The sequence below is a fragment of the Pseudomonas sp. C9-3 genome, from assembly GCF_032392015.1.
In the GTDB taxonomy this organism is placed as follows: domain Bacteria; phylum Pseudomonadota; class Gammaproteobacteria; order Pseudomonadales; family Pseudomonadaceae; genus Pseudomonas; species Pseudomonas nitroreducens.
The window spans coordinates 4,988,779-5,009,913 of sequence record NZ_CP135919.1 but is presented as its reverse complement, the minus strand read 5'-3'; the positions used below and the strand labels follow the sequence as shown (position 1 = coordinate 5,009,913).

At 66.9% G+C, this 21,135-nt stretch carries 19 protein-coding genes and 1 pseudogene; 9 read left to right on the top strand and 11 right to left on the bottom strand.

From position 1 onward, the window contains the following. Positions 1 to 101: 101 nt before the first annotated feature. Positions 102 to 617: pseudogene (locus RS899_RS30895) on the bottom strand (methyl-accepting chemotaxis protein); the annotation flags it as partial. Positions 618 to 2,201: 1,584 nt separating this feature from the next. Then, entirely contained in the window at positions 2,202 to 3,812 is a 1,611-nt protein-coding gene (locus tag RS899_RS23040) for a PleD family two-component system response regulator (RefSeq protein ID WP_315808158.1), read from the bottom strand. Positions 3,813 to 4,100: 288 nt separating this feature from the next. On the opposite strand from RS899_RS23040, the gene RS899_RS23035 reads away from it, so the two are divergent. From RS899_RS23035 to speA, 4 genes are all read left to right on the top strand, one after another. Further along, positions 4,101 to 5,165, top strand: coding sequence for a DUF2333 family protein (locus RS899_RS23035; protein ID WP_315808157.1), 1,065 nt, complete (start codon positions 4,101 to 4,103; stop codon positions 5,163 to 5,165). Positions 5,166 to 5,168: 3 nt separating this feature from the next. Beyond that, positions 5,169 to 5,708, top strand: a complete 540-nt coding sequence (locus tag RS899_RS23030; RefSeq protein ID WP_315808156.1) for an NUDIX hydrolase — start codon at positions 5,169 to 5,171, stop codon at positions 5,706 to 5,708. Positions 5,709 to 6,017: 309 nt separating this feature from the next. Then, a complete protein-coding gene (locus RS899_RS23025; protein WP_024766966.1) occupies positions 6,018 to 6,389 on the top strand; it encodes a translation initiation factor Sui1 in 372 nt (123 codons plus the stop codon). A gap of 272 nt (positions 6,390 to 6,661) precedes the next feature. Next, positions 6,662 to 8,575 (top strand): arginine decarboxylase, encoded by a 1,914-nt coding sequence (speA, locus tag RS899_RS23020; protein WP_315808155.1) that lies wholly within the window; start codon positions 6,662 to 6,664, stop codon positions 8,573 to 8,575. Between the two features lie 280 nt (positions 8,576 to 8,855). Here speA and RS899_RS23015 read toward each other — a convergent pair whose 3' ends face one another. From RS899_RS23015 to RS899_RS23000, 4 genes are all read right to left on the bottom strand, one after another. Beyond that, positions 8,856 to 9,557, bottom strand: a complete 702-nt coding sequence (locus tag RS899_RS23015; RefSeq protein WP_315808154.1) for an anaerobic ribonucleoside-triphosphate reductase activating protein — start codon at positions 9,555 to 9,557, stop codon at positions 8,856 to 8,858. Beyond that, positions 9,554 to 9,700: an anaerobic ribonucleoside-triphosphate reductase gene (gene nrdD, locus RS899_RS23010; protein WP_024766965.1), complete on the bottom strand. Its 147-nt coding sequence runs from the start codon at positions 9,698 to 9,700 to the stop codon at positions 9,554 to 9,556. Before nrdD ends, RS899_RS23015 begins: the two co-directional genes overlap by 4 nt. A gap of 41 nt (positions 9,701 to 9,741) precedes the next feature. Continuing rightward, complete coding sequence (locus RS899_RS23005; protein ID WP_315808153.1) at positions 9,742 to 11,760, bottom strand: ribonucleoside triphosphate reductase; 2,019 nt, start codon at positions 11,758 to 11,760, stop codon at positions 9,742 to 9,744. Between the two features lie 322 nt (positions 11,761 to 12,082). Continuing rightward, positions 12,083 to 13,513: a PLP-dependent aminotransferase family protein gene (locus tag RS899_RS23000; protein ID WP_315808152.1), complete on the bottom strand. Its 1,431-nt coding sequence runs from the start codon at positions 13,511 to 13,513 to the stop codon at positions 12,083 to 12,085. A gap of 263 nt (positions 13,514 to 13,776) precedes the next feature. Between RS899_RS23000 and cbpA the strand changes: the two genes are divergently transcribed. Both cbpA and RS899_RS22990 read left to right on the top strand, forming a co-directional pair. After that, positions 13,777 to 14,745, top strand: a complete 969-nt coding sequence (gene cbpA, locus RS899_RS22995; RefSeq protein WP_315808151.1) for a curved DNA-binding protein — start codon at positions 13,777 to 13,779, stop codon at positions 14,743 to 14,745. Beyond that, complete coding sequence (locus RS899_RS22990) at positions 14,742 to 15,044, top strand: chaperone modulator CbpM (RefSeq protein ID WP_045216441.1); 303 nt, start codon at positions 14,742 to 14,744, stop codon at positions 15,042 to 15,044. The genes cbpA and RS899_RS22990 overlap by 4 nt, the downstream gene beginning before the upstream one ends. Before the next feature lie 4 nt (positions 15,045 to 15,048). On the opposite strand, the gene RS899_RS22985 is transcribed toward RS899_RS22990, so the two are convergent. After that, entirely contained in the window at positions 15,049 to 15,798 is a 750-nt protein-coding gene (locus RS899_RS22985; protein ID WP_233297291.1) for a hypothetical protein, read from the bottom strand. A gap of 156 nt (positions 15,799 to 15,954) precedes the next feature. Beyond that, the gene (locus tag RS899_RS22980) at positions 15,955 to 16,515 is read right to left on the bottom strand and encodes an NAD(P)H-dependent oxidoreductase (protein ID WP_315808150.1); all 561 of its coding nucleotides are present in this window, start codon (positions 16,513 to 16,515) and stop codon (positions 15,955 to 15,957) included. 183 nt (positions 16,516 to 16,698) lie between these two features. On the opposite strand from RS899_RS22980, the gene RS899_RS22975 reads away from it, so the two are divergent. The 3 genes from RS899_RS22975 to RS899_RS22965 are packed head-to-tail and all read left to right on the top strand — an operon-like array spanning position 16,699 to position 18,798. Beyond that, positions 16,699 to 17,439, top strand: coding sequence for an NAD(P)-dependent oxidoreductase (locus RS899_RS22975; RefSeq protein ID WP_315808149.1), 741 nt, complete (start codon positions 16,699 to 16,701; stop codon positions 17,437 to 17,439). Next, complete coding sequence (locus tag RS899_RS22970; RefSeq protein ID WP_315808148.1) at positions 17,436 to 17,930, top strand: cupin domain-containing protein; 495 nt, start codon at positions 17,436 to 17,438, stop codon at positions 17,928 to 17,930. Before RS899_RS22975 ends, RS899_RS22970 begins: the two co-directional genes overlap by 4 nt. A gap of 22 nt (positions 17,931 to 17,952) precedes the next feature. Next, on the top strand, positions 17,953 to 18,798 hold the full coding sequence (locus tag RS899_RS22965) for an arylamine N-acetyltransferase (protein ID WP_315808147.1): 846 nt from the start codon (positions 17,953 to 17,955) through the stop codon (positions 18,796 to 18,798). Positions 18,799 to 18,804: 6 nt separating this feature from the next. On the opposite strand, the gene RS899_RS22960 is transcribed toward RS899_RS22965, so the two are convergent. The 3 genes from RS899_RS22960 to RS899_RS22950 form a co-directional block, all read right to left on the bottom strand. Continuing rightward, positions 18,805 to 19,464, bottom strand: a complete 660-nt coding sequence (locus RS899_RS22960) for a hypothetical protein (protein WP_315808146.1) — start codon at positions 19,462 to 19,464, stop codon at positions 18,805 to 18,807. Between the two features lie 120 nt (positions 19,465 to 19,584). Beyond that, positions 19,585 to 20,040: a DUF2214 family protein gene (locus tag RS899_RS22955; RefSeq protein WP_315808145.1), complete on the bottom strand. Its 456-nt coding sequence runs from the start codon at positions 20,038 to 20,040 to the stop codon at positions 19,585 to 19,587. A 35-nt stretch (positions 20,041 to 20,075) separates the two neighbouring features. Continuing rightward, positions 20,076 to 21,119 (bottom strand): sensor domain-containing diguanylate cyclase, encoded by a 1,044-nt coding sequence (locus RS899_RS22950; RefSeq protein WP_054906455.1) that lies wholly within the window; start codon positions 21,117 to 21,119, stop codon positions 20,076 to 20,078. Between the last annotated feature and the right edge of the window lie 16 nt (positions 21,120 to 21,135).

The window sequence follows — 21,135 nt, the reverse complement described above, 5'->3', positions numbered from 1 at the left end:
AAACCTGGACGTAGGATGGCGTGGAGCGCAGCGATACCCATCGATCCTGCCCAGCAGCATGGGTATCGCTGCGCTCCACCCATCCTACGGGTGCCTTTGTTTCAGACCCGGAATGCTCGAACTGCCGTATGCAATGCCCCGCCCAGCTCCTGCAACTGCTCGCCCTGGCTACGCCCCTGGCCGATCAGGCGCAGGTTCTGGCTGCCCAGTTCATGGATGCGTTCGCTGTGCGAGCGAATCTCGCTGACTGCACCGCTCTGTTGCGCGGAGCTTTCGGCAATGCGTTCGGCCATGCTGGCGATGGTGCGGATGGCGCCGACCACTTCGTCCAGCGCGCCCTCGGCGGCGCCAGCCTGGTTGGCGGTGATTTCCGCGTGCTCGACCTGGCTGCGCATTGCGTCCACTGATTGCCGCGCGGCCTGTTGCAGGCGTTTGGTGAGCTGCTGGATTTCCTCGGTGGCGCCGGCGGTGCGCAGGGCCAGCGAGCGCACTTCCTCGGCCACCACGGCGAACCCGCGGCCTTGTTCACCGGCGCGCGCGGCCTCGATGGCGGCGTTGAGCGCCAGCAGGTTGGTCTGCTCGGCGATGGAGCGGATCACCCCCAGCACGTTGCCGATGGTGGCCGATTCTTCCGCCAGGTTCTCGATGGCCTGGGCGTTGCTCTGCACTTCGTCCACCAGTGCGCGCATGCCATTGAGGCTGTTGCCGATAACCTGCTGCCCCTGTTCGACGGCCGTGCCGGCGGCATGGCTGGCCGAGGCCGCCTGGCTGGCGTCGCCGGCCACCTGCTGGATGGCCGCTTCCATGTTGCCCAGCGCGTCGCGGATTTCCCCGGTATCGCTGGCCTGGCGCTCGGCCCCGGCGTGCAGGCCGCCGCTGAGTTCGGCCAGGGCGCGGCTGCTGCCGGCTACTTCCTCGGCGCGCTGGTGGATGGTGCCGACCAGGGTACCGAGGAAGTCGCGCAGGCGGTTCAGCGACTCCTGCAGTTCCACCAGGTCGCGGGTGCGGGTGTTCAGCGCGATGGGCGTGGCGAAGTCCCCGCGCGCCCAGGTCGAGAGCGCCGGGACCAACTGACCGAGCACGCGCGCCAGACGGCGTTGCAGGGTGTCGATGAGCAGCGCGGTGGCGAGGATCAGGGCGATCAGTGCGCCCTGTATGACGCGTACCTGTGCCTGGATCTTCGAGCGCTCTTCGCGCACCTGCGGCTCCAGCGTCGCCAGGGCCTGCTGCACGGCGCCCAGGCGCTGGGCGGTGGCACTGGCCAGCTCCTGGCGCTGGGCGACCAGTTGGCGGGTGCGGTCCAGTTCGTCGGGGTAGCGACGCAAAACACTGGCAAGGTCGCGCTTGAGGGTGATGCCGCGATCCTCACTCTGCGCCTCGGCGGCCGGCTGGGAGTCCAGGCCCATCATCGCGGCGAAGTCGTCGGAGGCGGAGGCCTGCTGCTCCAGCACGCCGAGCAGCGGCAGGGCGTCGATGCGCTCGGCCAGCTGGCGCAGGGTTTCCAGCTCGCGCTGGATATCCTCGGCCAGCGCCGGGTTGCCGCTTTCCACCAGCTTGGCGCGGGCGTGAGCCAGGCGCGTCAGGTGCAGGCCGGCCTGCAGCAGCGGGGTGCGGTACTCGGCGGCGGCAGGGTTCTGGCTGGCGTCGGCGTAGGCGCCGAGCTGGTCCAGCGCGGCCAACAGGTCACGCTCGGCCTGCAGCAGCAGCCCCTGCGGATCTCCCGCCAGCTTGCCGGCGGCGAGCAACTGGGTGCCGCTGAACTGGTGCAGTTCGTCGAGGCTCTGGCCGAGCAATTGGCTGAGGCTGTCCGGCAGTTGCGGCAGCTCCGCGGCCAGTTCGTCCAATGCCTGCTGCGCGGCTTTCTGCTTGAGTGCGTCGCCGCTGGCGAGGTAGGCCTGGATGTTCTGCGCCACCTTGCGCTCGAAGCCCTGGGAGAGTTCCAGGTAGCGGTCCATCAGCGTGAAGGGGCGCTCCAGCGCGCGTTGCGACCACCAAAGGGTGGCGCCCAGCGCGAGGCACACAAGCAGGAGCAGAAAGGTGTTGAGGTTGGTGAGCAGCTTGAGGCGCATGGCAGGTCTCGACCGACAGCGAAAAAACGGCGAGCCCTGAACCTATTGCAGTTTGGTTACTGGCTGATGACACGGTGCCAGCATTTGGTCGGAAAATGGCGCGGCAGAGCGCCGCGCTGCCACTGCTGGGTGTTACTTGAAGACCTCGACGCGATTGCGGCCACCGTGCTTGGCGGTGTACAGCGCCTCGTCGGCCTGCTTGGCGAGGGTCTTGATGTCCATCTCCTCGCCGAGCTCGGCGATGCCGCAGCTGAAGGTGCAGGAGAGGTCATGGGGCTGCGCCGGATAGTGGATCTCGGCGAAGCGCTGGCGGATTTCCTCCAGCACCTTGCGCGCCGACTCGGCGTCGGTGTCCGGCAGCACCACGGCGAATTCCTCGCCGCCGTAGCGGCCGATGTGATCGGTCTTGCGCAGGCGCTGCTTGAGGAACAGCGCCAGGCTCTTGATCACCCGGTCGCCCATGGGGTGGCCGTAGGTGTCGTTGACCCGCTTGAAGTGGTCGATATCGAGCATCGCGAAGGTCAGCGGGCGCTCGTCGCGGCGTGCGCGGAAGCGGGCGTCATCCAGCAGTTGCAGGGTATGGGTGTGGTTGTACAGGCCGGTCAGGCTGTCGCGCACCATCCGCGCCTTGAGGCTGCGGGCGCGGGCGGCGCGGTTGCGCACGGTGGCAATAAGGTGGCGCGGCTTGATCGGCTTGGTGAGGAAGTCGTCGCCGCCTTCGCTCATGGCGTCCAGCTGCTTGTCCAGGTCGTCCTCGGCGGACAGGTAGATGATCGGAACGCTAACATAGCGCTCGTGCTGGCGGATCACCTTGGCCAGCTCGGTGCCCAGGCACTCGGGCATGTACATGTCGAGGATGATCAGGTCCGGCTGGAACTCGGCCAGCTCGGCCATCACCGACAGCGGCGCCGTGAGGGCGCGGGTCACGATGCCGGCGCTGTTGAGGACCATCTCGGTGTGCGCGGCCTGGGCGCGGGAGTCGTCGACGATCAGCACGCGGAACGGCTCGTAGTGCGCCACGCGGGTCAGCGTCTCGATCTTCTCCAGCAGGCCGGAAGCGTCCAGGGCGCCGCTGAAGAAGTCCTGGCCACCGGCGCGGGCGGCAGCCAGGCGGGTCGGGGTGTCGGTTTCCTCATGGCTGAAGAACAGCACCGGCAGCTTCTGCTTGAGGCCGGCCTGGGCTTCGTCGGCCAGGGTCAGGCCCTGGCCGTTGGCAAAGTCGATTTCCATGACAATGGCTGCCGGATGGCGGTCGGCCATGGCGGCACGGAAGGCGTTGGCATGCTCGCAGGGCTGCGCGGCCATGCCGAAGAATTCCAGCTGCTGGGCCAGGCGCTCGGCGCGCTCAAGGTCCTGCAGGGCCAGGTAGACCGGCTTGCGCAGCGGCGGCAGGTGGGTATGTTCGAACTGGTCGCCATGGCGCAGGCCGGTGCGCGACAGGCGCTGCATCAGCCGGTTCAGCTCGGTGATCAGCTCGCTGGACAGGCGTCCGCGGTTGTCCTGCACGGCGCGCAGGCACTGGTCGATGGCCTTGGCGAGGTCGGCGTGCTCGGCCTGCTCGAAGCGTTCGGCATAGCGCTGCAGGCGCAGGCAGGCCTCGGCCAGCTCGGCCATTCCGGCGCTGTTCCACTCCGAGCGCGACAGGCGCTGCCAGACCTCCAGCAGGTGGCGGGCCTGGTGGATCACCCGCTGGGCGAAGTGATGCTTGAGGCGGTCGAGGGATGGATCGTCGAGCTCGGTCATCGCGCGCTTCTTTATAGGGCCGTACCGGCGGCCTGCGGGGCGAATATGTTTCCGCCGTGATACACACTGATGGCCCTATGCTACCAATCCTTGATGGCAATAACAGTGCCTTCGGTCAAACATCTCAAGCTTTGTAATTCGCACCATTACCTAGCACCATGCGCAGGGTAGGCTGCGCTGGCCTGCCCGCGTGCGGCATGCTTGCGCAGCGAGGCCTAAAATCGCGGCACCCTGGGGCCGGTTGTGGGTCCAAGCTATCTTCGAATTCGGGACATCAAGGAACTTGCCATGTGGAACTGGAAGAAACGCGGCTCCGTGCGTGATCGCGTGGATGACACGGTAGACAATGCACGCGCCTACTTCGGCGGCCCCTGGCTGGGTCGCGTACTGGGCGGCCTGCTGGGTGCCTACCTGGTGGTCTGCGGGGTGATCGGCTGGTACTGGAGCCAGGAACCGGCCCTGTTCCCCGTGCAGCAGAACGCCCAGGCCGCCGCCGAGCGCGCCGGCCGGCAGATGGTGGTGGGCTACACCACGGTGGAAACCCTCAAGGAAGTAGTCGCCACCATCCTCAACAAGCCCGGCGGCTACCTGTCCAACGACATCTTCCCGCCGGGCGTCTGGCTGGACAACATGCCCAGCTGGGAATATGGCGCCCTGGTCCAGGTGCGCGACCTGTCCCGCGCGCTGCGCAAGGACTTCGCCCGCTCCCAGTCGCAGTCCACCGAGGATGCCGACCTGGCGCGCGCCGAGCCGCGCTTCAACTTCGACAACAAGAGCTGGGCGCTGCCGTCCTCGGAGTCCGAGTACGCCGAAGGCATCAAGTCCCTGGACCGCTACCTCGGCCGCCTGTCCGCCGATCCGGCCGGCGCGCAGTTCTACGCCCGCGCCGACAGCCTGAACAACTGGCTGGGTGACGTCTCCACCCGCCTGGGCTCGCTGTCCCAGCGCCTCTCGGCCAGCGTTGGCCGGGTCAAGCTGAACACCAACATCACGCCGATGCAGCCGGTCGCGCCCGGCCAGGCGCCGCAGGTCGAGGAAGTGGTCCAGGAAACCCCCTGGATGCAGATCGACAACGTGTTCTACGAAGCCCGTGGCCAGGCCTGGGCGCTGTCGCACATCCTGCGTGCCATCGAGGTGGACTTCGCCGACGTGCTGGCGAAGAAGAACGCCACCGTCAGCGTGCGCCAGATCATCCGCGAGCTGGAGGCCGCCGAGGCGCCGCTGTGGAGCCCGATGGTCCTCAACGGCAGCGGCTTCGGCGTGCTGGCCAACCACTCGCTGGTGATGGCCAACTACATCTCCCGCGCCAACGCCGCGATCATCGACCTGCGCCAACTGCTGGCCCAGGGCTGATCGATGGAAGGCATCAGCCGCAAGGAGGCCGCCCACCGGGCGGCCTCGGACGCCGAGAAGATCGCCTGGGTCGACGATGACGACCAGTTGCTGGGCAGCCTGCCGCGTGCCGAACTGCGCGCGCGCGGGCTGATCGGCCGGGGCACCTTCATCCTGCTGTTCAACTCTGCCGGCGAGCTGTGCGTGCACCGCCGTACCCTTAGCAAGGCGGTCTACCCCGGCTACTGGGACCCGGCTGCCGGCGGCATGGTCCAGGCCGACGAAAGCTACGCCGAGTCCGCCGCCCGCGAGCTGGAAGAAGAGCTGGGCATCGCCGGCGTCGAGTTGCGTCCCCACGGCACGTTCTTCTTCGACCAGCCGGACAATCGCCTGTGGTGCGCGGTGTTCTCCGCCGTTTCCGATGCGCCGCTGACATTGCAGCCCGAGGAAGTGCTGGAAGCGAAATTCATTGACCCGCACCAGGCGCTGGCCGAGGCCAAGGCGGGCACACCTTATTGCCCGGATTCGCTGGCGGCGTTGCGCAAGTACCTGGTCAGCTTCTGACGTCGGGTTGCTTTTCGTAGGAGCGAGCTTGCTCGCGAACTGAGCCCCGCTGCGGTGTTTGTTCGCGAGCAGGCTAGCTCCTACAGGCACCCCAAGACTCCGGTTGGGTTGGCCATGTCGCCAAACCACCGATCAATGACGCATTTTCGCTCTTAGCATTTGCCTCCAATGCTGCTAAATTGCGCGACCTTTCCGGCAGGGTCCTCCGCCGGGAATTGCGCAGCCCCTGCCTGAGTGGGGCGTCGCGGTCGGCACCCGCCGGCCATTCGTTGACCTGGCCCGAAGAGGCCAATCCTGGGGAAACGCCCGGTGGTCAAGAAAGCATCCTCCCTGTCCGCCCTCGGCGGGCTCGTCTACTCCACTGATTCCGGCCGGCATTGCCCGGACTGCAATCAGCCCGTTGGCGCGTGCATCTGCAAGCAGGCCGAGATTCCGGCCGGCGATGGCATCGCTCGCGTGCGTCGTGAAACCAAGGGCCGCGGTGGCAAGACCGTGACCACGGTGACCGGCGTGCCGCTGGCGGCCGATGCGCTGAAAGACCTGGCGACCGCGCTGAAGAAGCGCTGCGGCACGGGTGGCGCGCTGAAGGACGGCATCATCGAAATCCAGGGCGACCACGTCGACCTGCTGCTCGAAGAGCTGACCAAACGCGGCCTCAAGGCGAAGAAATCCGGCGGCTGAGCCGTCTCTCCCGAACGATTCTCCTCTGCAGAGAAGGGGTTCCAGGCGATGCGCGTTGCGTGCATTGCCGGCAAGCCCTTTCCCTAGATGGGAGATTTATCGGCGCGCCCTGGGCGTGTCGTCGGATTTTCCTAAACTTACCGCCAACCCCGGCGGTCAACACGGCAACGTCACGAGGCCCGGCTAGGTTTACACCACCAGGCTTTGACGACTCACCCGCACGCCGGGCGGGCGCCTGCACACATTCGCGCAAATTGAGGAGACCACCCCGCATGGCCGCTAGACGGACCCGCAAAGACGACGGCAGCAACTGGACCGTGGCAGACAGCCGCAGCATCTATGGAATTCGCCACTGGGGCGCTGGTTACTACGCCATCAACGACGCCGGTAACGTGGAAGTTCGCCCGCAGGGCGCCGATGCCCAGCCGATCGATCTGCACGGGCTGGTCGAGCAGCTGCGCGAGGCCGGCCTGTCGCTGCCGCTGCTGGTGCGTTTCCCGGACATCCTGCAGGACCGCGTGCGCAAGCTCACCGGTGCCTTCGATGCCAATATCGCGCGTCTGGAATACACCAGCCGCTACACCGCGCTGTACCCGATCAAGGTGAACCAGCAGGAAGCGGTGGTGGAAAGCATCATCGCCACGCAGAACGTCTCCATCGGCCTGGAGGCCGGCTCCAAGCCCGAGCTGATGGCCGTGCTGGCGCTGGCGCCCAAGGGCGGCACCATCGTCTGCAATGGCTACAAGGACCGCGAGTTCATCAAGCTGGCGCTGATGGGGCAGAAGCTCGGCCACAACGTGTTCATCGTGATCGAGAAGGAATCCGAGGTGCAGCTGGTGATCGAGGAAGCCGCCGTCATCGGCGTGTTGCCCCAGGTCGGCCTGCGCGTGCGCCTGTCCTCGCTGGCATCCTCCAAGTGGGCCGATACCGGTGGCGAGAAGGCCAAGTTCGGCCTGTCCGCCGCGCAGCTGCTGTCGGTGGTCGAGCGCTTCCGCGCTGCCGGCCTGGACCAGGGCGTGCGCCTGCTGCACTTCCACATGGGTTCGCAGATCGCCAACCTGGCCGACTACCAGCACGGCTTCAAGGAAGCCATCCGCTACTACGGCGAACTGCGTGCCCTCGGCCTGCCGGTGGACCACGTGGACGTCGGCGGCGGCCTGGGCGTGGACTACGACGGCACCCACTCGCGCAACGCCAGCTCGATCAACTACGACATCGACGACTACGCCGGTGTGGTGGTGGGCATGCTCAAGGAGTTCTGCGACGCGCAAGGTCTGCCGCACCCGCACATTTTCTCGGAGAGCGGCCGCGCGTTGACTGCGCACCACGCAGTGCTGATCACCCAGGTCACCGACGTCGAGCGCCATAACGACGAAGTGCCGAAGATCACCGACATCGCCGAACAGCCGGAGATTGTCCAGTGGCTGGCCGACCTGCTCGGCCCGACCGATGCCGAGATGGTCACCGAGACCTACTGGCGCGCCACCCACTACATGAGCGACGCCGCCGCACAGTACGCCGAGGGCAAGATCAACCTCGCGCAGAAGGCCCTGGCCGAGCAGTGCTACTTCGCCATCTGCCGTCGCCTGCACAACCAGCTCAAGGCCCGCCAGCGCTCGCACCGCCAGGTGCTGGATGAGCTCAACGACAAGCTCGCCGACAAGTACATCTGCAACTTCTCGGTGTTCCAGAGCCTGCCCGACACCTGGGCCATCGGCCAGGTGCTGCCGATCCTGCCGATCCACCGCCTGGGCGAAGAGCCGGACCGCCGCGCCGTCCTGCAGGACCTGACCTGCGACTCCGACGGCAAGATCACCCAGTACGTCGACGAGCAGAGCATCGAGACCAGCATGCCGGTGCACGATGTGAAGGAAGGCGAGGACTACCTGATCGGCACCTTCCTGGTCGGCGCCTACCAGGAAATCCTCGGCGACATGCACAACCTGTTCGGCGACACCGATTCGGTGAACGTCTACCAGAACGCCGACGGCAGCTACTACCACGCCGGCATCGAGACCCACGACACCATCGAGGACATGCTGCGCTACGTGCACCTGTCGCCCGAGGAACTGATGACCCACTACCGCGACAAGGTCGCCGGGGCCAAGCTCACTGCGCGCGAGCGCACGCAGTTCCTTGACTCCCTGCGCCTGGGGCTGACCCGCTCGGCCTACCTGTCGTCCTGATGGATTGGCGGTACGCGTAAGCAAAAGCCCCGCTTCGGCGGGGCTTTTCTTTGCCTGCGAATTACTAACGCCGCAGGCCCGCTGTAGGAGCGAGCTTGCTCGCGAACCGACGTCCGCAGTGGGGTTCGTTCGCTAGCAAGAACTGGGCGTCCCCCTCGTTCCTACAGAAATTCTGTGCCGCTGCGGGATATTGGCGTTCGGGGTTGCCCTCTCCCTGAGGAAGAGGGCTGGGGTGAGGGGGAAGTGCTCGCCTGGAGCTCCCGGAAATTGACCGTGGTTCCTAGCTGTCCTGGCGCAACTCGAAGTGAGGGAAAAGCGCTTCCAGTTCCCGCCAGAAATCCTCGGCCCCGTGGGGCGCAGGAGTGGCGAGCAACTGCGGATCGAGCTGCCGCCCGTTGCGGGCCAGTTGCACCACGAAGTTTTTCACACCCATTCCGCGCAGGCGCAGGGCCAGGCGCCGGAGTTTATCCAGATCGAACAACTGCCAATGCACGGTCGTCCGGCATTCGTGGTTCACGCCGCTCTCCAGCAACAGTTCCAGGCTGCGCCAGTTGGCCAGCCCGCTGCGCTTCACGCCGGTGATAGCGTCGATGTCTGCGGCCAGTCCCTTTACGTCGAAGCCGACCCAGTCCGCATGGGGCAGTGCACGGGCAAACGACTCCGGGCGGATGCCGGCGCTGTGCAGGCCGACGCGAAAGCCCATCTCGCGGACGGTCGCCATGGCACCGGGCAGGGCGTTCTGCAGCGTCGCTTCGCCGCCGCTGAAGACCACGCCTTGCAGCAGCCCCTGGCGACGACGGAGGAAGGTGAGGATATCGTCCCAACAGATTTCCTCCTCGCCGCGCGGCGCAATCAGCTCCGGGTTGTGGCAGTACCGGCAGCGCCACGCGCAACCCTGGCAGAACAGCACACAGGCGAGCAGGCCGGGATAGTCGAGGGTGGTCAGGGGCACCAGGCCCCCGACCCTGAGCGTGGCACTCATCGCGTCTCGCGGAAGTGGCGGCGCTCGCGGTGCTCGGATTGCTTGCCGGCGTTGAAGGCCGACACCGGGCGGTGATAACCCATCACGCGGGTCCACACCTCGCAGCGCTGGCGCTGGCTTTCGGGCAATTGGTTCGCGGTCATCGGTAGTGCTCCTTTTTGCGGGGATGAAAGTGAACGGAGGATCAGCCGCCACAGCAACTCTTGGGCGCGGCTTTCTGCAGCGCGGCTTCGTCGCACTTCGGGCAGAACTCATGTTCGCCGGCGAGGTAGCCGTGCACGGGGCAGATAGAGAAGGTCGGCGTTACCGTCAGATAGGGCAGGCGGAAGCGTCCGAGGGCGGTGCGCACCAGCGTCTTGCAGGCCTCGGCGCTGGAGATGCGCTCGGCCATGTACAGGTGCAATACGGTGCCGCCGGTGTACTTGCACTGCAGGGCGTCCTGCAGCTCCAGCGCCTCGAACGGATCGTCGGTGAGGCCCACCGGCAACTGCGAGGAGTTGGTGTAGTAGGGCGCGTCCGGCGTGCCGGCCTGGAGGATGTCGGCGTGGCGCTTCTGGTCCTCGCGGGCGAAGCGGTAGGTGGTGCCTTCGGCCGGGGTGGCTTCGAGGTTGTAGAGGTGGCCGCTGTCTTCCTGGAAGCGCACCAGCCGCGCCCGTACATGGTCCAGCAGCTCCAGCGCGATCTGCCGGCCGGCCTCGGTGTGCAGGCCTTCGCGGTCATCGGTGAAGTTGCGCACCATCTCGTGCAGGCCGTTCACGCCGATGGTGGAGAAGTGATTGCGCAGGGTGCCGAGGTAACGTTTGGTGTACGGGTAGAGCCCGGCGTCCATGTGCTGCTGGATGACCTTGCGCTTCACTTCGAGGCTGTCGAAGGCCAGCTCCAGCAGGTAGTCCAGCCGGCGGTGGAGCCCGGCGAGGTCGCCGCGATGGCGGTAGCCCAGGCGCGCGCAGTTGAGGGTCACCACGCCCAGCGAACCGGTCTGCTCCGCCGAGCCGAACAGCCCGTTGCCGCGCTTGAGCAGCTCGCGCACGTCCAGTTGCAGGCGGCAGCACATGGAGCGCACCTGGTTGGGCTGCATGTCCGAATTGAGGAAGTTCTGGAAGTACGGCAGGCCGTAGCGCGCGGTCATCTCGAAGAGGCGCGTGGCGTTGTCGCTGTCCCAGGGGAAGTCGTGGGTGATGTTGTAGGTCGGGATCGGGAAGGTGAACACCCGGCCATGGGCGTCGCCGGCCTGCATCACTTCGATGTAGGCGCGGTTGATCAGGTCCATCTCGGCCTGCAGGTCGCCGTAGGCGAACGGCATCTCCACGCCGCCGACGTAGGGAATCTGCTCGCGCAGGTCCTCCGGGCAGACCCAGTCGAAGGTCAGGTTGGTGAAGGGCGTCTGGGTGCCCCAGCGCGACGGCACGTTGAGGTTGTAGATAAACTCCTGCAGCGCCTGGCGCACCTGTTGATAACTCAGGCCGTCCTTGCGCACATAGGGCGCGAGGTAGGTGTCGAAGGAGCTGAAGGCCTGGGCGCCGGCCCACTCGTTCTGCAGCGTGCCGAGGAAGTTGACCATCTGCCCCAGCGCACTGGAGAGGTGTTTCGGCGGCCCGGCCTCGACCCGCCCCGGTACACCGTTCAGGCCTTCGCTGAGCAGGGTGCGCAGCGACCAACCGGCGCAGTAGCCGGCGAGCATGTCGAGGTCGTGGATGTGCAGGTCCGCCTCGCGGTGGGCGACGGCGATGGCTTCGCTGTACACCTCGTCCAGCCAGTAGTTGGCGGTGACCTTGCCGGACACGTTGAGGATCAGCCCGCCCAGGGAGTAACCCTGGTTGGCGTTGGCGCGCACCCGCCAGTCCTCGCGCGACAGGTATTCGTTCATCGAGGCGGCGACGTCCACCAGCGTCTTGCGCTCGCGGCGCAGGCGCCCGTGGCGTTCGCGGTAGACGATGTAGGCGCGCGCGGTGGGGTAGTGGCCGGCTTCCATCAGGGCGCGCTCGACCACGTCCTGCACCTGTTCCACGTCGAGATCATTCTGTGCCGGCAGGCGCGCCAGCACGCGGCGCGTCAGCTCCTGCGCGTGGGGCGCGGAGAACTCGCCGCTGGCCTCGCCGGCGGCGGCAATGGCGCGTTCGATCTTGCTCGGGTCGAAGTAAGCTTCGCTGCCGTTGCGCTTGCGCAGGCTGGTGGGAAGGGGAGCGGTCCGTGTCAGGGGCATTGGCTGTATTCCACAACATGCTGTGTCTCGATTTATTCAAGACAACAAGATGTTGTGGGAATCTAACGATATTGCCCGTAGGAAAATTGACCTCGGTCAACGTCGCCTGTCAGTCAATTTTTGCCATCGGAGGTATTGACCGTCGCTCGGCGCGACTCCGCCCGGCAAGTGCGCCAGTTGCTCTGTGACAGATGTCAGGGCTGGCTCCAGGCGGTCTGCGGTCGGTTCGCGAGCAAGCTCGCTCCTACAGCCCGGGCCGACCTGCTCTACGTAGGAGCGAGCTTGCTCGCGAACGGGACTGCGCGCCGAACGCGGAGTGCCTTCAGTCCAGCAACGGCGCCAATCGCTCTGCCAGGCGTCCGGCGAGCTTCTCGTCGGTGACGTTGGTGAAGCTCATGAGCAGAGCCGGCTCGCGCCTGGCCTCCACGCACCAGGCGTTCAGCGCTTGCAAACCGAGGCCATCCGCGTGGGCGCGGCGGGCGACGGCGAGGTCATCCTGTTCCAGCGCGCCGATCAGGTGCAGTCCGCCGGGTGTTTCGGCGAAGCGCAGGCGCTCGCCGAGGCGGTCTTCCAGCGCGCTGCGCAACCATTGGCGGCGCTGGGCGTAAAGCGTGCGGGTGCGCTTGATGTGACGGGCGAAATGGCCTTCCTGCATGAAGTCGCAGAGGGTCGCCTGGAGCAGTTCGGCGCAGCCCGAGGTGAATACCTGCTGGGCGCGCACGAAGTCTTCCACCAGCTCCGCCGGTACCACGAGATAGCCCAGGCGCAGCGCCGGGTAGAGCACCTTGCTGAAGGTGCCGGTGTAGAGCACGCGGCCGGCGCGGTCGAGGCTTTTCAGTGCCGGCAGGGGGAAGCCGGCGTAGCGGTATTCGCTGTCGTAGTCGTCCTCGACGATCCAGGCGCCGCTGCTCGCCGCCCAGTCCAGCAGGGCCAGGCGCCGCGGCAGGCTGAGGGCGACGCCGGTGGGGCTTTGCTGCGACGGCGTGATCAGGGCGAAGCGCGCATCCGGCGCGCGGGCGATGCCGTCCTCCACGCGCAGTCCATCTGCATCCACCGAGACCGGCACCGGCACGCCGCCGGCACGGCGCAGCAGCTCGCGCCCGCGCGGGTAGCCGGGGTCCTCGTGCCAGAAGCGCTGGCCGGGCTCCAGCAAAGTGCGGCTGATCAGGTCCAGCGCACCCTGGTAACCCGCGCAGATGAATACCTGTGCCGGGTCGCAGGCGATGCCGCGGGAGATGCCCAGGTAGCCCGCCACCGCCTCGCGCAGTGGGCCGTAGCCGCAGGGTTCCGGATACGCCAGCATCGATGCGCTCTGCTGGCGCAGACGGCGTGCGCACAGGCGCGACCAGAGCGCGCGGGGGAAGGCGTCCAGCGCCGGCACGCCGAGTTGGAACGGCCGTAGGGCCGGGCCGTGGGCGATCAGGCCGGGCAGGCTGCGCTCCACGGTCGCCGGGGCGATGGCCACGGGCGGTGCGCTTTCCGTGCGGCCGGCGAGTTGCGGGGAGACCACCGTGCCGGCCGGACCGCGCGCCAGCAGGTAGCCCTCGCTGGTCAGCAACTGGTAGGCGAGCTCCACCGTGCCGCGCGCCACGCCCAGTTCGCCGGCCAGCCCGCGCACCGGCGGCACGCGCTCGCCCGGTCGCAGTGCGCCACGGGTAATGGCGTCGCGAATGCGCTCATAGAGCTGCCGATAGATCGGTAGCTCATGGCTGGGGTCCAGCGGCTGGCGGAACGAATCGGTGGGCGCGCTCATGGCCTGGAAGGTTTGTGGGGAAGTGAGGAGGGTGACTATGCCATGACCGGTATCAAGTCGTCCCGGCAGACCCGATGCAGGATCAGCGTCTAGGCTTGCAGGCAGTGTTGAAAAACGGGCGCGACGCCTCCATCTGGTAGGTCAGAACCCGCTTTTTCCACCTGTTCGCCTCGCAGTGCGCGCAGTGGCTTCGGCTGCCCGCGCGAATCCCCCGTGTCCCAGGCGCCGACAGGTCCAACGCATGTGAGGAGTGACCGCTACCGATGGAATTCAAGGACTATTACGCGGCGCTCGGGGTTGAACCCGACGCCGACGAGAAGGCGATCAAGACTGCCTACCGCAAGCTCGCGCGCAAGTACCATCCGGACGTCAGCAAGGAGCCGGACGCCGAGGCGCACTTCAAGGAGGTCTCCGAGGCCTACGAAGTGCTGAAGAGCCCGGAAAAGCGCGCCGAGTACGACGAACTGCGCCGCTACGGCCCGCAGGGGCCGCAATTCGAGGCGCCACCCGGCTGGCAGCCGCGTGGCGGCTTCGATGGCCCGCCGCCAGGGCACGAGCAGGACTTCAGCGACTTCTTCGAGCAGATCTTCGGCGGCCGCGCAGGCGGCGCCCAAGGCGGTTTCGGTGGCGCTCGCCAACCGCGTCAGCACCGTGGCCAGGACATCGAGATGGAAGTGCCGCTGTTCCTCGAGGAGACCCTGTCCGGCGAGAGCCGGCCAATCAGCTTCAGCCTGCCCAGCTATGACGAGTACGGTCGCAAGCTGCCACCGCAGAACAAGACGCTGAACGTGAAGATTCCCGTGGGCACCGCCGACGGCGAACGCATCCGCCTCAAGGGGCAGGGCGCGCCAGGCATCAACGGCGGGCCGGCGGGCGACCTGTACCTGGTGATTCGCCTCGTACCGCACCCGGTGTTCGACGTCGATGGCCGCGACCTCATCGTCACCGTCCCGGTGGCGCCCTGGGAAGCGGCGCTCGGCGCCAAGGTGGAAGTGCCCACCCTCGGCGGCCGGATCAACCTCGGCATCCCGGCCAACAGCCAGGCCGGCCAGCGCCTGCGCATCAAGGGCAAGGGTCTGCCGAACAAGGGCGATGCCGCTGCCGGTGATCTCTACGCCGTGCTCAAGGTGGTGATGCCGAAAACGGCGGACGAAGCGACCCGTAAACTCTGGGAAGAACTGGCTGCCAGGGCGGCCTTCGACCCCCGTGCCGAATGGGGTAAACGCGCATGACGACGACAGTGATGGTGGTGGACCTCGACGAGCTCTGCCAGTCGGTGAACCTCCCCCGCGACGTGCTCGTCGAGATCGTCGAGGTGGGCATTGTGGAGCCGCGCGAACAACGCGCCGGGCATTGGCTCTTCGATTACCAGGCAGTCAGCGTGGTGCGCCGTGCCGTGCGCCTGCGCCGCGAGTTCGAACTGGACTGGCCGGGCATCGCCCTGGCACTGCGCCTGCTGGACGAGGTGGACGAATTGCGCGCGGAGAACCGTTACCTGCGCCAGCGCCTCGCACGCCTGCTGGAGGACTAGGCCGCTATTGCGATGCCGCTGCCGTGGCGGCATCCAGCGGGATGAACTGCACCAGGCCGATGATCGGCGCGGCGAGGATGCCTTGCACATAGTTGATGCCGCTGCGCCGCAGGCTTTCATTGGTCATCTGTGCCAGCAGCTCCAGGCGGCCCATCATGCGACCGAGCTCGCGCTCGAAGGACAGGTTGCGCCCCTTCTCGCTGATCTCGTTCGATAGCAGCAGGGGCTGCCCCTGGTCGTCTTCGCGGCTGGCCAGCAACCAGGCGGCCACCTCGATGTTCCAGGCGGCATTGGCGGTCTTCTGCGAATCCAGCCCGCTGAGCAGGTGCTGGGTCGTGGTGCCGCCGTAGAGTTCCATCAGCATGCTGCCCAGCCCGTAGATAAGGGTGCCGGCGCGGTCACCCGCGAAGCTGGCGTCGAAAGCCAGAGGTAGCACGGCGACGGATTTCTGCTCGTTCAGCCCTGCCAGTGGCCTGTTCCCGCTGATGGCGTCCATCACCGCCTTGTGTGCCTCGTCGCGGCTGGCGGCGCCGGTCTTCTTCCATTCCCGTGGGTTGCGCTTGTAGAGCTTGTCCAATAGCAGCGACAGGCTTTCCAGATTGTCACGCATGGCCAGGTTGGCGGCCCGGTTGGCGTCGCTCTGCAGCAACTGGCCGGAGCTGAAATCTTCGCCGCGGACGTCTTTGTCCACCGGCGCAGAGCTGCAGGCAGCGAGCAGGGCGAAGACACAGAGGGCGATGAGGCGCAGCGACATGATCGGTCAAGGCATGGGAGTCGGCCTTGAACCATGGCGCGCGGGGCTGGGGGCAGCCAGTTGAAATGGCGGTTATCGGGGCCGCGCCTGGAAGCCTGCGACCGGTTGCACAGATTGGCGGGAGAGGGCGCCGGCAGGAGCCGGCGCCGTGAACGATCAGCGCGGCTGGTTCTGTTCGATCCAGCCGGCGAAGGCGTCGATGATGCTCTGCAGGAAGGGCTGGGTCTTCTCGGACAGCTTGCCGGATTCGTCGAAGAAGCCACCGGCGCCGCCCAGGTAGGCCTCGGGTTGCTGCAGCACCGGCATGTTGAGGAATACCAGTGACTGGCGCAGGTGGTGGTTGGCGCCGAAGCCGCCGATGGCGCCCGGAGAGGCGCTGACCACGGCGCAGGGCTTGGCGTTCCAGGCGCTCTTGCCGTACGGCCGGGAGCCGACGTCGATGGCGTTCTTCAGCACGCCCGGCACCGAGCGGTTGTACTCGGGGGTGACGAAAAGCACCGCGTCGGCGCGGGCGATGCGCTCGCGGAAGGCGGTGTAGCTGGCGGGCGGGCTGCCCACGTCGATCTCTTCGTTGTACAGCGGCAGGTCGCCGATCTCCACGATTTCCAGCTTCAGGTTGGCCGGCGCCAGCGCGGCGAAGGCCTTGGCGATCTTGCGGTTCAGGGATTCCTTGCGCAGGCTGCCGACGACCACGGCAACATCGAAGACTTGGCTCATGACGACTCCTCGGGAAAGCGGTAGTTGAGCCGTTTGTTATAGACGATGCCGGCGGTCCTGCCCGGACCTGGGTCAACGATCCGCCGGTATGTCCCAGTCATTCTTGATGATCTTGGCTCTGTGGAGTGGGGCATGGCGTCCTTAGAGTGGGCCATGTCCTGAATGCCCGAGTCGAGGTCCACCATGTGCATGAAAGTGTTTTTCGCCGGCGCCAGCGGTGCCATCGGCCAGCGCCTGCTGCCCTTGTTGCTGGAGCGTGGCTACGAGGTGCTGGCGATCAGTCGCTCGCCGGAGCGCGCCGCTCGCATCGAGGCTGCCGGCGCTCGGGCGCTGGTGCTGGATGTCTTTGATGGTGACGGCCTGCGGGACGCCGTGCAGGCGTTCGCGCCGCGCTGGGTGATCCATCAACTGACCGATCTGCCGGCCGGTCTCGATCCGGCGCAGATGCCCGCTGCCCAGCCGCGCAATGCCCGCGTTCGCCGCGAGGGCACTGCCAACCTGGTGGCGGCTGCGCGTGCCGCCGGCGTCGAGCGCATGGTCGCGCAGAGCATTGCCTGGGCCTACCAGGCCGGCGAGCGGCCATTGCACGAGGAGCAAGCGCTGGACCTTGGCGCCGAAGGCCCGCGCGCCATCAGTGTTGGCGGCGTGGCAGCGCTGGAAAATGCCGTGCTCGGCGCCCAACCGATGGAAGGTATCGTGCTGCGCTACGGCCGGCTCTATGGCCCTGGAACAGGAGCCGAAACGGCTGATCCGTGTTTGTCCGTGCATGTCGATGACGCGGCTCGTGCCGCGCTGCTGGCGCTGGAGTGGGGCGCCCATGGCGTCTACAACATCGCCGAGCAGGACGTCGAGGTCAGCTCTGCCAAGGCCCGCCATCGGCTTGGTTGGCAGCCGGGCTTCCGCCTGGCGGGGGCTTCGGCATGAGCCTGGCCGCGGGCCGCGAGTGGCGTATCGGGTTGGCGCTGGCGGCAGCCGTTGCGGCGGGTGCATTGCTCTGGCATCCCGTATCGCGCCCCGTGGTGCTTCTTGCCGAAAGCCATGTCGGGCACTCCGCCGACGTGCGGCCGGCTACGCAGGTGAAGCGCCTTTCCTGCGAGCCCCTGGCGGACATGCCCGGCAAGGTTGTCACCACGTTGCAGGTGGACTTCCCGCCCGGGGGCTTCACGCCCGCTCACCGCCATCCCGGCGCGGTGACTGCCATCGTGCTCAGCGGCCAGGTCCGCTCGCAGATGCAGGGCCTGCCGGCGCAGACTTACGGACCGGGCGAAACCTGGTTCGAGCCCAGCCGCGAGCTGCACCTCTTCGCCGAAAACCCCAGCGCCAGCGAACCCGCGCGGCTGCTGGCGGTGATCGTCAGCGAAGAGAATTGCGGGCCGCTGGTGATTCCCGAACCCGCTGCCCGGAGCACACCTTGATGCTTCGCGAAAGGAGACTCGCATGACCCCGCTCACCCCCTTCGACGCTGCTCAACTCGATGCCACCCTGGCGCGCCTCGGCCTGCCGCCGGAGCGTCCCGCCCCGACCCTGGGAAATCTCGACCGGCTGATCGTTGCAGCACTGCACCGGTTGCCCTTCGAGAACCTCGACGTCCTGCTGGACAAGCCGGTACGGATCGAGCCGGACGCGGTGTTCGAGAAAGTCGTCGAGCGCCATCGCGGCGGCTACTGCTTCGAGCTCAACAGCCTGTTCGCCCGCCTGCTGAGCAGCCTGGATTACCGGGTGACGCTGCTGGTGGCGAGGGTGCGCTGGGGGCTTCCGGCGGATGCGCCGCTGACGCCGCAGACCCACCTGCTGCTGCGAGTCGACCTGGAGGAAGGCGCCCATCTGGTGGATATCGGCTTTGGCGGCCCGGCGTCGCCGCGCGCCCTGCCGTTGCGCGTGGATGAGGAGCTGCCCGGTGGCTGGCGCATCAGCCGCAGCGCGGATGGAGAGCTGGAAATGGCGACGCGCTCTGCATCCGGTTGGCAGACGCTTTACCGCTTCACTCTGGAGGCGCAGCACTGGGCCGATTACGCCATGCGCAACTGGTACACCTCGACCTACCCGCAGAGCGTGTTCCGCAACTCCCTGCGGGTCGCGCTGAGCGAAGAGGGGGCGCGGTTGTCGCTGCTCAACGGGCAGTTCAGCCGGCGCACAGCGGAAGGTGATGTCGAGCAGTCCAGCATCGCTGACGCGGATGACCTGCTGGAAGTCTTGCGCCAGCGTTTCCACCTGCAGCCCGCGCCGGGAGAGATCAAGGCACTGCGCATGCGGCTGGCGCAGTTGCTGCCGCCGAACAGTTGAGAGGGGTTATTGACCGAAGGCGGTGACGGTGGCGGGCACGTCGGGTGCAGAACCTATGGTCAGGCGCACGGTACGCCCCGCCAGGTCACTGCGCCGCAGCGTACCGCCCGGCGTGGCGTCGAACCAGCGGCCTTGCAGGTCCGAGGCGCTGCATTGCAGTTGCCGCTCGACGGCGGTGCCGGCCCCTGTCGGTGGGAGCAGCCAGCGACATTGGCCGTCGAAGATGATTGCCCCCTGGCTCGGTGGTTCCCAGACGCTTGCCGGCAGCTGCTCGCGGAATGTCAGGATGGCGAAGGCCAGGTCCGGCTGCACGGCGTCATTGGGGTGGACGGCGGATTCGCCGTCGAGCTGGATCCGTATGCGGCTGAGCTGGAGGTCGCAACCCTCCGCCCGAGTGCTCAGCGGCACCTGGAAGCTCACGCGCTGCGGCCGCGCTGCATGCCCCGGCGTGTTGAACAGGCGGTGCCTGAGGTTATGTCCCGTCGCACCCTGGCAGCTGTCGCCGGCGGACTGGGTGTACTCGGCATCGCCTGCCAATTGGAAGTCACCGGGCAGGTCGGCCTCCAGGGTGAATTCGTCACTGGCGCAGCCGCCCAGGGCGGTGGCAAGCAGGATGAGGGCCGGTGATGAAACGCGCCGGACGAGCGTGAGAAGCGGACGGAACATGCAAGGGGCCTGCAGCAGTTGCAACTGCACAGGAGCATCCACCGATCAGAACGGCGCCTGAATCGGACTGGTCTCGATTGGTTGTAGGAAATTGGCAGTCAAGGCGGCGCTATCGGCGGCTCAACCGATCATCCCGAAACCGCGCGCCATCAGGCTCGCCAGCAGCGGCAGGATCAGCAGCGCGAGCAGCTCGATGCGGATGGTCATGATCACCAGCTTCGCCTGGCGCTCGCTGGGCACCGGCACGCGCCCGGCCTTGAGCTCGTTGCGCCAGTTGAGGAAGGTCATGGTCGGCAGGATCGACAGCAGCGCCACCAGCACGAACAGGCCGATCTTGGCGTGGAAGATGCTGTTGTGCAGGTAGTACTCGGTGCCCTTGGCGAACCACACCACGCGTGCTGCGCCGGTCAGCAGGACCAGGCCGGCGCAGGCACCGTAGGCGAGGTCGACGATGACCAGGCTGCGCGCCCGCGACAGGTCCAGCGGCAGGCGGAACAACTGGTGCTCCAGCACCAGCAGGGCGAACAGGATGAAGATCGACAGGTAGTGCAGGTACGCGGCAATGGCTTGGGCCATGGAGGCTTCCTCGGATGGGGCCTTCTTTTGGGGATTCAGGCTTGGGCCGATGACGCGTGGAAAACCACCCGGTTGCGTCCGGCCTGCTTGGCACTGTAAAGCGCGGCGTCGGCGCGTTCCAGTGCCTGGTCCACGGCTTCCTCGCCGACCAGCAGGGTGCAGCCGATGCTCAGGCTCACCGGCAGCGGCCCGCTGGCCAACGGGACCGGCTCGTTGCCGATCAACTGGCGCACGCGTTCGGCGACCCGCTGCAATTCCTCGCCATCCTTCACCTTGAGCAGCGCGACGAACTCCTCTCCACCCTGGCGCACCAGCAGATCGTCGGGGCGGAGCGCGGCGCGCAGGCGCCGGGCACATTCGCACAGCACCTGGTCACCGGCAGCATGGCCATGCTGGTCGTTGATCGACTTGAAGAAGTCGAGGTCGGCATACAGCACACCCAGCTGCGCGTGGCTTTCCCGCGCCATCCGGCATTCGCGCTCCTGGAAGGTCTGCAGGCCGCCCCGGTTCCACAGCTGCGTCAGTGGGTCGAGCAGGGCCTTGCGCTGTTCGCGGTCCATCTCCACGCGCAGGTCGCGGTTGTTCTGGATCAGTGTGCGCAGTTGCAGGTAGCCCTCGGCGAGGGTGGCGAGGTCGCGGAAATTGGCCTGTTGCGCCTGGGTCATGCTGCGCGGGCGCGGGTCGACCATGCACAGGGTGCCGATGGCCTGACCATTGCCGGCGCGCAGCGGGCGCCCGGCGTAGAAGCGGATGTAGGGCGGGCCGAGGACCAGCGGGTTGTCGGCGAAGCGCGCGTCGAGGGTGGCGTCGGGTACCAGCAGGGTGTCCTCGCCAAGAATCGCGTAGCCGCAGAAAGACACGTCGCGCGTCGTCTCGTTGGCGTCCAGGCCGACGCGGGCCTTGAACCACTGGCGGTCCTGGTCGATCAGGCTGATCAGAACTGTGTCGACCTTCACCAGATCCTGGGTCAGCTGGACCAGGGTATCCAGGTAGTGCTCGGCCGGGGTGTCGAGCAGGTTCATCTCATCCAGGGTCTGCTGACGCAGGTGTTCGTCAACGGGAATGGGACAAGCCGGCATGGCGTTTCCTCACAGG

Excerpts from the sequence above, each read along its gene's own strand:
- RS899_RS23040 (WP_315808158.1), bottom strand. The coding sequence starts at position 3,812 with ATGACCGAGCTCGACGATCCATCCCTCGACCGCCTCAAGCATCACTTC.
- RS899_RS23035 (WP_315808157.1), top strand. The coding sequence starts at position 4,101 with ATGTGGAACTGGAAGAAACGCGGCTCCGTGCGTGATCGCGTGGATGAC.
- RS899_RS23030 (WP_315808156.1), top strand. The coding sequence starts at position 5,169 with ATGGAAGGCATCAGCCGCAAGGAGGCCGCCCACCGGGCGGCCTCGGAC.
- speA (WP_315808155.1), top strand. The coding sequence starts at position 6,662 with ATGGCCGCTAGACGGACCCGCAAAGACGACGGCAGCAACTGGACCGTG.
- RS899_RS23015 (WP_315808154.1), bottom strand. The coding sequence starts at position 9,557 with ATGAGTGCCACGCTCAGGGTCGGGGGCCTGGTGCCCCTGACCACCCTC.
- nrdD (WP_024766965.1), bottom strand. The coding sequence starts at position 9,700 with ATGACCGCGAACCAATTGCCCGAAAGCCAGCGCCAGCGCTGCGAGGTG.
- RS899_RS23005 (WP_315808153.1), bottom strand. The coding sequence starts at position 11,760 with ATGCCCCTGACACGGACCGCTCCCCTTCCCACCAGCCTGCGCAAGCGC.
- RS899_RS23000 (WP_315808152.1), bottom strand. The coding sequence starts at position 13,513 with ATGAGCGCGCCCACCGATTCGTTCCGCCAGCCGCTGGACCCCAGCCAT.
- cbpA (WP_315808151.1), top strand. The coding sequence starts at position 13,777 with ATGGAATTCAAGGACTATTACGCGGCGCTCGGGGTTGAACCCGACGCC.
- RS899_RS22990 (WP_045216441.1), top strand. The coding sequence starts at position 14,742 with ATGACGACGACAGTGATGGTGGTGGACCTCGACGAGCTCTGCCAGTCG.
- RS899_RS22985 (WP_233297291.1), bottom strand. The coding sequence starts at position 15,798 with ATGTCGCTGCGCCTCATCGCCCTCTGTGTCTTCGCCCTGCTCGCTGCC.
- RS899_RS22980 (WP_315808150.1), bottom strand. The coding sequence starts at position 16,515 with ATGAGCCAAGTCTTCGATGTTGCCGTGGTCGTCGGCAGCCTGCGCAAG.
- RS899_RS22975 (WP_315808149.1), top strand. The coding sequence starts at position 16,699 with ATGTGCATGAAAGTGTTTTTCGCCGGCGCCAGCGGTGCCATCGGCCAG.
- RS899_RS22970 (WP_315808148.1), top strand. The coding sequence starts at position 17,436 with ATGAGCCTGGCCGCGGGCCGCGAGTGGCGTATCGGGTTGGCGCTGGCG.
- RS899_RS22965 (WP_315808147.1), top strand. The coding sequence starts at position 17,953 with ATGACCCCGCTCACCCCCTTCGACGCTGCTCAACTCGATGCCACCCTG.
- RS899_RS22960 (WP_315808146.1), bottom strand. The coding sequence starts at position 19,464 with ATGTTCCGTCCGCTTCTCACGCTCGTCCGGCGCGTTTCATCACCGGCC.
- RS899_RS22955 (WP_315808145.1), bottom strand. The coding sequence starts at position 20,040 with ATGGCCCAAGCCATTGCCGCGTACCTGCACTACCTGTCGATCTTCATC.
- RS899_RS22950 (WP_054906455.1), bottom strand. The coding sequence starts at position 21,119 with ATGCCGGCTTGTCCCATTCCCGTTGACGAACACCTGCGTCAGCAGACC.